Origin of the sequence: Dinghuibacter sp., from assembly GCF_035492835.1 — a bacterium.
In the GTDB taxonomy this organism is placed as follows: Bacteria; Bacteroidota; Bacteroidia; order Chitinophagales; family Chitinophagaceae; genus Dinghuibacter.
This window is the reverse complement of sequence record NZ_DATJIY010000123.1, coordinates 1-8,050: the sequence shown is the minus strand read 5'-3', so window position 1 is coordinate 8,050 and position 8,050 is coordinate 1. Positions and strand designations below refer to the sequence as shown.

Annotated in this window: 8 protein-coding genes; 4 read left to right on the top strand and 4 right to left on the bottom strand. The window is 58.7% G+C overall.

The annotated features are described in order from the left end of the window. A partial coding sequence (gene purB, locus VL547_RS11325) for an adenylosuccinate lyase (RefSeq protein WP_325577783.1) occupies positions 1-1,304 on the bottom strand: 1,304 nt, incomplete at its 3' end. A 68-nt stretch (positions 1,305-1,372) separates the two neighbouring features. Here purB and VL547_RS11320 point away from each other — a divergent pair. The 3 genes from VL547_RS11320 (at position 1,373) to VL547_RS11310 (ending at position 5,149) form a co-directional block, all read left to right on the top strand. Then, on the top strand, positions 1,373-2,104 hold the full coding sequence (locus VL547_RS11320) for a menaquinone biosynthesis protein (RefSeq protein ID WP_325577782.1): 732 nt from the start codon (positions 1,373-1,375) through the stop codon (positions 2,102-2,104). 63 nt (positions 2,105-2,167) lie between these two features. Next, a complete protein-coding gene (locus tag VL547_RS11315; RefSeq protein WP_325577781.1) occupies positions 2,168-4,243 on the top strand; it encodes a gliding motility-associated C-terminal domain-containing protein in 2,076 nt (691 codons plus the stop codon). 42 nt (positions 4,244-4,285) lie between these two features. After that, the gene (locus VL547_RS11310) at positions 4,286-5,149 is read left to right on the top strand and encodes a LamG domain-containing protein (protein ID WP_325577780.1); all 864 of its coding nucleotides are present in this window, start codon (positions 4,286-4,288) and stop codon (positions 5,147-5,149) included. A gap of 47 nt (positions 5,150-5,196) precedes the next feature. Here the strand turns inward: VL547_RS11310 and VL547_RS11305 are convergent, their stop codons facing one another. Genes VL547_RS11305 through VL547_RS11295 form a run of 3 tightly spaced genes read right to left on the bottom strand, consistent with a single transcriptional unit; the run spans position 5,197 to position 7,515 of the window. Next, positions 5,197-6,087 (bottom strand): FkbM family methyltransferase, encoded by an 891-nt coding sequence (locus VL547_RS11305; protein ID WP_325577779.1) that lies wholly within the window; start codon positions 6,085-6,087, stop codon positions 5,197-5,199. Then, positions 6,080-6,661 carry a class I SAM-dependent methyltransferase gene (locus VL547_RS11300; protein WP_325577778.1) on the bottom strand — a complete coding sequence of 194 codons (582 nt, stop codon included), beginning with the start codon at positions 6,659-6,661 and terminating at the stop codon, positions 6,080-6,082. The genes VL547_RS11305 and VL547_RS11300 overlap by 8 nt, the downstream gene beginning before the upstream one ends. Further along, positions 6,655-7,515: a glycosyltransferase family 9 protein gene (locus VL547_RS11295; protein WP_325577777.1), complete on the bottom strand. Its 861-nt coding sequence runs from the start codon at positions 7,513-7,515 to the stop codon at positions 6,655-6,657. The genes VL547_RS11300 and VL547_RS11295 overlap by 7 nt, the downstream gene beginning before the upstream one ends. 69 nt (positions 7,516-7,584) lie before the next feature. Here VL547_RS11295 and VL547_RS11290 point away from each other — a divergent pair. After that, the coding region (locus tag VL547_RS11290) for a glycosyltransferase family A protein (protein WP_325577776.1) at positions 7,585-8,050 on the top strand (466 nt) is incomplete at its 3' end.

The following is an 8,050-nucleotide window of genomic DNA, read 5'->3' as shown; positions in this document are numbered from 1 at the left end:
GCCTTCAGCTCCTTTTTCACGTCCTCGCTGACGTCCAATCCCTCGATAAATCGGGCCATCGTCTCCTGGGTGATCCCCGAAGCCCCACGGGTCAGCGCCTTGAGCGCTTCGTACGGATTGGGATACCCCACCCGCCGTAGCACCGTCTGGACGGCTTCCGCCACGACCGCCCAGTTGTTGTCCAGGTCACGGGCCATGACGCCTTCATTCAGGATCAGCTTATCCAAGCCCCGGAGGATCGAATTGACCGCCAGCAGCGAGTGCCCCAGCGGCACCCCGAGGTTGCGGAGCACCGTGGAATCGGTGAGGTCCCGCTGGAGACGGGAGACGGGCAGCTTTGAGGAAAGGTGCTCGTACAGGGCGTTGGCAAGCCCCAGGTTGCCTTCGGCGTTTTCAAAGTCGATGGGGTTGACCTTATGCGGCATGGCGCTGGACCCCACTTCCCCTTCCTTGACCTTTTGCTTGAAGTAGTCCATCGAGATATAGGTCCAGATGTCCCGGCAGAGGTCGATGAGCGTGGTATTGATCCGTTTGAGCGCATCGAACTGAGCCGCCAGCCCGTCGTAGTGTTCGATCTGCGTGGTGAACTGCTGACGGGCCAGCCCCAGGCGTCCATCGACAAAAGAATTCCCGAAGGCTATCCAGTCCGTGGCGGGGTAGGCGATGACGTGCGCGTTGAAGTTGCCCGTCGCCCCGCCGAATTTCGCGCCGAACGGCAACGCCTCAAACGCGGACAGCTGCCCGCGGAGCCGCTCCACAAAAACCATGAACTCCTTACCCAGCCGGGTAGGGGAGGCCGGTTGCCCGTGCGTCCGCGCGAGCATCGGGATATCCTTCCAGGAAACGGCGAGTCCATGCAGCTGCGCAACCAACCCGTGCGCAAGGGGCAGATAAGCCGTCGAAAGCCCTTCCTTCCAGCTCAGCGGTATCGCCGTATTATTAATATCCTGGGAAGTCAGCCCGAAGTGCACCCATTCCTTGATGGCCCCCGCGCCGGCCTCTTCGAGGACGGATTTGATAAAGTATTCCACGGCCTTGACGTCGTGGTTGGTGACCTTTTCGATGTCCTTGATCCGGGCGGCCTGCGCCAGCGAAAAATCGTCAATGAGCCCCTGCAGCGCGGACCGGGCGGCGTCGGGCAACGCCAGGAACCCCGATTCGCTGAGGTGGAACAGGTACTCCACTTCTATCCTGACGCGATAGCGGATCAGGCCGAATTCGGAGAAAAACCCGTCCAGGCTTTCCACTTGTCTGCGGTAGCGGCCGTCTATGGGGGAAATAGCGGTGAGCGTTTGCAATTCCATTGACGTATTTTTGCGCGAAATTACACTTTAAACCGCCCGCATTGGAAAAGATTTGGAAGGTTGGCGCTGTGAGCTACCGTAATACGAAGCCCCTTTTGTATGGCATTCTGCGTTCCCCCGAAGTCATGCGCCGCCTGGAGCTGACCATCGACTATCCCGCCATCATCGCCCAGGACCTCGTCAATGGCGACTCGGACATGGGGCTGATCCCCGTGGCGACGATCCCCCGCCTGAAGGAACATTATATCAACGGCAACTATTGCATCGGCGCCGAAGGCCCGGTGGCGTCGGTTTGCCTGTTCAGCGACGTACCCCTGGAAGCAGTGGAAACGGTCCTCCTGGATTACCAGTCCCGGACCTCCGTCGCCCTGCTCAAGGTGCTGCTTCGCTTCCACTGGAAACGCACCCCCACCTTTGTCAATACCCACGAGGACTACCGCGACCGGATCAAAGGTACGACCGCGGGGCTGGTGATCGGCGACCGGGCGCTCGAGCAGCGGGCAAAATCGGCCTACATCTACGACCTTGCAACCGCCTGGCTGGAATTTACCGGTCTGCCCTTCGTCTTTGCCGCCTGGATCAGCAACCGGCCCGTGGACGAGGACTTCATCCGCGTTTTCAACGACGCCTGCGGGTTGGGCATCACTCACCTGGACGACGTCCTCAAGGCGGAGACCCCCTTCCCCGTTTACGACTTAAAAACCTACTTTACCGAGAATATTTCGTACGAATTGACCCCCCGGAAGCGCGAGGGATTGACGCTTTTTCTAAAGTATATCAACGAGTTACAAGGAAAATAGCGCCAAATCGAACAAAACGCCGGCAAAAAGCCGCGGCAGCGATTTGCGTATCTTTAGGCGGCCATGAGGGCCCGCTACCTGAAACCATTGTACCTGGCGATCGCTTGTTGGCTGTGTGCCCGTGAAACCCACGCCCAGCAAACTTTTGCGAACTTCAACGGTCCGCAGACGATCTGCGTGGGCGCGGAGGTGGTGTGGACCAACCTCTCCACCATGACCACGGGGACAACCTACTACTGGAATTTCTCGTACGCCTATACCGATACCCTGGGACGCCCGGGGACCGGGGACAACATACCCCCTCAAACTGCACAGACACCGCTCCCTTATAGTTATTCGACGCCGGGTACATACCGGGTATGCCTGTTCGTCGACAGCAACACGGCCAATCACGTAAGCCAGTGCGCCCAAATAAAAGTCGTCCGCCCGCCGGACTTCACCTTACCCAGGGACACCTTCTTTTGCGACGGCAATACCGTCACGCTAAACGGCCCCACCGCTACCGGCGTGCTCAATACCTGGAGCAACGGCGCCACCACCAACAGCATTACGGTAACCGCCCCGGGCGACTATACCCTCCAATCGCAATTCTACGGCTGCACGTCCAGCCAGACCGCGACGGTCGAGCAGTTTGCCAAGCCGACCCTGGCGTTGCCCCACGATACGGTGTTTTGCGATTCGGGGGTATTGAAATACGTCACGGCGCAGCCGGTTACCTTTATCTGGAACACCGGCTCCTCCGCCGACACCGCCAAGGTCAAGACCAGCGGGCTTTACTGGCTCCAGCTCAACGAGCGCGGGTGTACCGCCCTGGATACGGTCATCTGCAAGGTCATCCCCACCGATTCCCTCACCCTGGGCAAGGACACCACCTTTTGCGGGCCGGGGTTCCTCCAGCACCGGATGGCGGACTCCGTCACGTACCAATGGAGCACAGGCGCCACCGGGGACAGCACCGTCGTCGAAACCTCCGGCCCGTATGCCCTGGAAATAACCGACCACGGCTGTATTTCCAATACCTCGATCCAATGCACCGTGATCCCCAAGCCGCAGGTATGGCTGCCGGCCGACACGACCATATGCGACTCGGGCGCGCTGCGTAATCCCTCGGCGCTGCCGGTGACCTACGCCTGGAACACCGGGTCGACCGTGGACACGGCCAAGGTAAAGACCTCCGGCCGGTACACCGTCACCCTGGACAACGCCGGTTGCTCCGCCACCGGGAGCAGCAATGTCACGGTCCCGCAAACGCCCGCCGTAAGACTGCCGGCCGACACCGCTTTTTGCGGCCCCGGCCAGCTGAAGTATGCGAGCCCGCTACCGGTCATTTATACCTGGAGTAACGGGTCGACATCCAATACGACACCGGTGCCGGCCAGCGGCAACTACACGTTGACGCTCGACAACAACGGCTGTACCGCCACCGCCAGTACCCGGGCGACGGTGATACCGGTCCCGGTGGTGGACCTGGGCCGGGATACCGCCCTCTGCCTGGCCAAAGGCTTTGTGCTCGACGCCGGCAATCCCGGTGATACTTACCGTTGGCAGGACGGCTCGACAACGAGCGCCTACGACGTATTAAAGCCTGGAACGTATACCGTCACCGTCACCGGCAATGGTTGCAGCGCCACCTCCAGCGTAACCATAGGGTCCGCGGACGTGCCCTACATATCCCTTGGCGACAACCTTTCGTTCTGCCCCGGCGAGGTCATTTACCTCAAACCCAGCCCCGACAGCAGCGACTATACCTATAGCTGGCAGGACGGCTCCTCCGACAGCGTCTTCAAGGTAACGACCCCGGGCGCTTACAGCGTCACCGCGACCAACGCCTGTACGAGCTATACCGCTACCATACAGGTTCAGCCGGGCGTTTGCGTGGTCCACGTCCCTTCCGCGTTTACGCCCAACGGCGACGGAAAGAACGATGTCTTCAGGGTATTGGGGACCGAGGTCGTCGATGAGTTCTCCCTGCTCATTTACAATCGATGGGGGTCGACGGTATTCACCACCACCGACAAGCTGGCCGCCTGGGACGGCGGGGGGCAGCCGCCAGGCGTGTACGTATACGAGCTGCACTTCCGCGACGCCCTGACCGGCCGGCAGTATATGCAGAACGGTACGGTTATTCTTGCACGTTAATTAAATTATTTCTACATTTAGCGTCTATAAAATCCATTCCTGATGAACCGATTCTTAGCGGGCCTCACCCTAACGGCACTTGCCTTTAGCCTTTTCGTCCTCCCCAATTCTGGCTGTACCAAGACAAATACGGTTACAGATACCGTCACCAAAAGGGACACGACCATCGTCACCGATACCGTCAAGGTCTATTGGGACACGACCTACAGGCACATCAACGACAGCCTCTGGGCGTATTACAAATTCAACGGGAACCTCGCCGACTCCTCCGGGAACAACCACGCTATTACCTTATATAGCGGGGCCGCATTGGGTATCGATGCCTTCGGCAGGCCGGACAGCGCACTGAACTTTATCGGCGGCGCTTGTCGGGCGATCATCGCCGACGGCACGAATTTCACCGCCCCCGACTTTACCGTGTCCTTCCTGGTGCAATACACCGGGGCCAATACGATCGGACTCGTCTTCAACAAGATCGACTATGACGACGCCACCGGATATACTTTTGGTTTCGGGACCGACGCCGTCTTCTATCCGAACCGTTACCGCTTCTCTTTCAACAACGCCCCGGCAAGCCAGTTGTGCAGCACCCCGATCAGCAGCTCCTGGAACGTCCTGGACTCGAGCGGCGATTATACCCTTTCGGTTAACTCCTGGTATATGTTCACCGGGACGTTCAGTAACGGTCACGCCAAATTTTATAAGAACGGTATCCTCGTGGCGCAGCAAACCCTCCCGGTCAACAACGTGACGTTTTGCAGCAATGCGTCCTTCGAGCTGGGTAACTGGTGGGCCTCGGACAATACCCCGGCGTTCCATGGGAATATGGACGAAGTGCGCATCTATACCCGCGCCATCACCGATAAGGAAGCAAAATACCTCTTCAATACCTTCCAACGGCACTAAAACCGCCTGGATAAATTAAAAGCCCCGGTCAGCTGGCCGGGGCTTTTTTATCGGTGCGCTTCCTGCCCGACGACCTGCAGGGCGATGTCCTGGTCGTCGCGGTGAAACACCACGAGGTCGACATAGCTTACCCCCGGCGATCCTCCGATCCAGCGGTGCATCTGCTCCACCTGTAGGGGTTCCGACAACCGCAACGACAGCATGAACCGCCCGCTGTCCTCGTAGACGAGGACGTCCTCGTACCCGCGGTCGCGCAGCCAGTAGAGGGTGTCGATGCCTTTTTCGCCGATGGCATCCATGTTGTGACGGTTATATTCGAAGTAGATTACCGGGTGCTGGCGTTCAATGAGGCCGGAAGCGCCACGGATGATCTTTACGTCGAAGCCTTCGGTATCGACCTTGATGAGCTTGAAATTACCGGCAATCCCATTACGCGACATAAAGGTATCCAGCCGCAGGAGCTCGATGGTCAAATCGCCGGAACCGGGTATGATGGTGGTATTCCAGCTGCTTTTTTCGAGACGGGCCGGTATCTGCTCGTCATTTTCTCCCAGGAATTGCTGGAAGGCCTGCACGTCTTTGAACTGTTGCACGTTCCGGCTGAGGAAGCCGTAGCAATAGGCGTCCCCCTCGATACACACGATGGGCGTTTCTACCGCGTTCTTGACGATGGCCGCCGTATCCCCGATGTTCGCGCCAATGTCGATGACGCTGAACCCGGGGTATTTCTGACCCACGGCCTTCGCCAAACGCCCCAATTCGCTGCCATAGTCGGGGTATTTCGTGTAATGGATCGAAATCGGGTTGCGCGTATTGATGGCGAGCGCATAGCGCCCCAGCTGTATCTGTACCTCGCGGTTGGGTTTCAGGTGAAAATTGTCCACCTTCCTCAGCTCGTAGCCCAATCGTTGTAAAAGGATCTGTAAACTTTTAGCCATGCTGCTCTTTATGCACTTTTAATACCAGGATCACGTTGTAGTCGATCTCGCAATTGCTCGAAAAAAGGACGTCGTAACGGACGCCCGGGAGCTTGTCCATGACGTTCAGCATAAACGCTTCACCCATATCCTTGTGGACGTGGTACATGTTCAGCGGCTGACCCGTCCGCGCGCAATAGCGCTCGTAGGTGGGCTGGTCGGGAAAGACCAGGATCAGGGACCCTCCCGGCTTGAGGATGCGGATGAACTTCCTCAACCCGTCCGCGGTATCCACGAAGTCTTCTATCAGGTGACTGGTATATACGTAGTCGTAGGTATTGTCCGGGACCGGGATTTCGTCCTTGATCACGTCGCACTCCACGTCGACCTTCTCCCTGCCGGTATGGGCGTAGGGCTGCGCAAAATCGATACCGGCGCAGCGCTCCTTCTTGATCTTGTCGCCGCCAAACCCGATGTCGCACCCGTCCCCCTGGCAATAGGCCAGCACGAGGTGCCGCACCTTTGAAGTTTCCGAAGGGTAGTAGATGGGGATGCCCATCTTCCGCTTGACCTTATTGATAAATTTTGTCAGCATACATACTTGTTTTTTACCACATCAACCGCTTCCAGCACCGCCTCCGTCGTGTGTACGCTGCAAACGGGCACGCCCTCCGCACCCACCAGGCGGCAGACCATGGTTTCGGGGTCCGGCGCGTCGTGGAAGCAACCCGCGTAGGGGCAGGCGCCTTGCAAGATAACCCCTTTCAACAATTCGGGAAAATGGCGGTACCAGGGATTGACCGCGCCAAAGAACAGCACCGACGGTACCCCCAGTGCGGTGGCAATATGGCTGGGCCCGGAATCCAGCCCTATGAACAGGGCGGTCTTGGACAGCAGGGCGATCATTTCCCTTAAGGATGTCACCCGGTGCTCCACGCCGTCAATCGGTTCGGGCGACTTGCCCAGCTGCACCACATGGTAACCCATACCCCTCAATGCCGCGGCGACGGCTGCCCAATCGACGCCATAGACCTTGCGGTAGTTCTTGTCGGTCATCGACTCCAGGTGCAACACCACGAAGGGACCCGTGATGCCGGTATCCATCCGGCGCTCCGCGTCGCTCAGGTACAACTTCGGGTATTCGTGCACGATAGGCAGTCCGGCGGCCTCCTGGTAGGACTCCAGAAAATGCCGGTGGGGAGCCCGTTCATATGCGCCATCAAGGTCGACCGAGAAAAGACGTGTGCCCAGCCGTTTTTCCAGCCAGATCAACCCCTTTCCCATCCACGTCGGCGCCGCCCGGAACCGGACATTGTCGAGCGGATAGTTGAGGAACAATTCATTATACTTGCTGATGACCGTGAGGTGTCTGTGGCGGGCCGCCATCGCCCGTATGACGGGTTCTATCCACAGGACATCGCCCAGGGCTCGTTTACGGACGAGATACATACGCGAATTTACGGAATCCCCTTCGATGGAAGCCGCTCTTCTCTTTTTTCGATATTTTCGCGGGGCGCTATGGATCAGCCCCTAATCAGTATCTGCATACCGGCCTACCGCCGGGTAGCCTACCTGGAGCGTCTGTTGGAATCGCTGGCGACCCAAACCTTCGGGAACTATGAGGTCGTCCTCACCGACGACAGCCCGGACGGCTCCGTGCGCTCGCTTGTGGAAAGGTTCGCCGGGAGGATCCCGCTCCGCTACCACAAGAATCCCACCCAGCTGGGGACTCCCGGGAACTGGAACGAAGGCATCCGCCAGGCCCGCGGACCGTGGATCAAGGTCATGCACGACGACGACTGGTTCACCGGTTCGGACGCCCTGCAGCAATTTGGCGCCGCCATCGAGGCCAATCCGGGCACCGATTTTTTCTTTTCCGCCTATCAGAACGTACACGAGGACACCGGCCGGATAGAACCCGTAAAGTTAAGCGCCATCGGCCGCGGCCGCCTGGAGAGCAGCCCCTGGTACTTGCTTGGCGCTA

Excerpts from the sequence above, each read along its gene's own strand:
- VL547_RS11305 (WP_325577779.1), bottom strand. The coding sequence starts at position 6,087 with ATGGCTAAAAGTTTACAGATCCTTTTACAACGATTGGGCTACGAGCTG.
- VL547_RS11310 (WP_325577780.1), top strand. The coding sequence starts at position 4,286 with ATGAACCGATTCTTAGCGGGCCTCACCCTAACGGCACTTGCCTTTAGC.
- VL547_RS11300 (WP_325577778.1), bottom strand. The coding sequence starts at position 6,661 with ATGCTGACAAAATTTATCAATAAGGTCAAGCGGAAGATGGGCATCCCC.
- VL547_RS11315 (WP_325577781.1), top strand. The coding sequence starts at position 2,168 with ATGAGGGCCCGCTACCTGAAACCATTGTACCTGGCGATCGCTTGTTGG.
- VL547_RS11295 (WP_325577777.1), bottom strand. The coding sequence starts at position 7,515 with ATGTATCTCGTCCGTAAACGAGCCCTGGGCGATGTCCTGTGGATAGAA.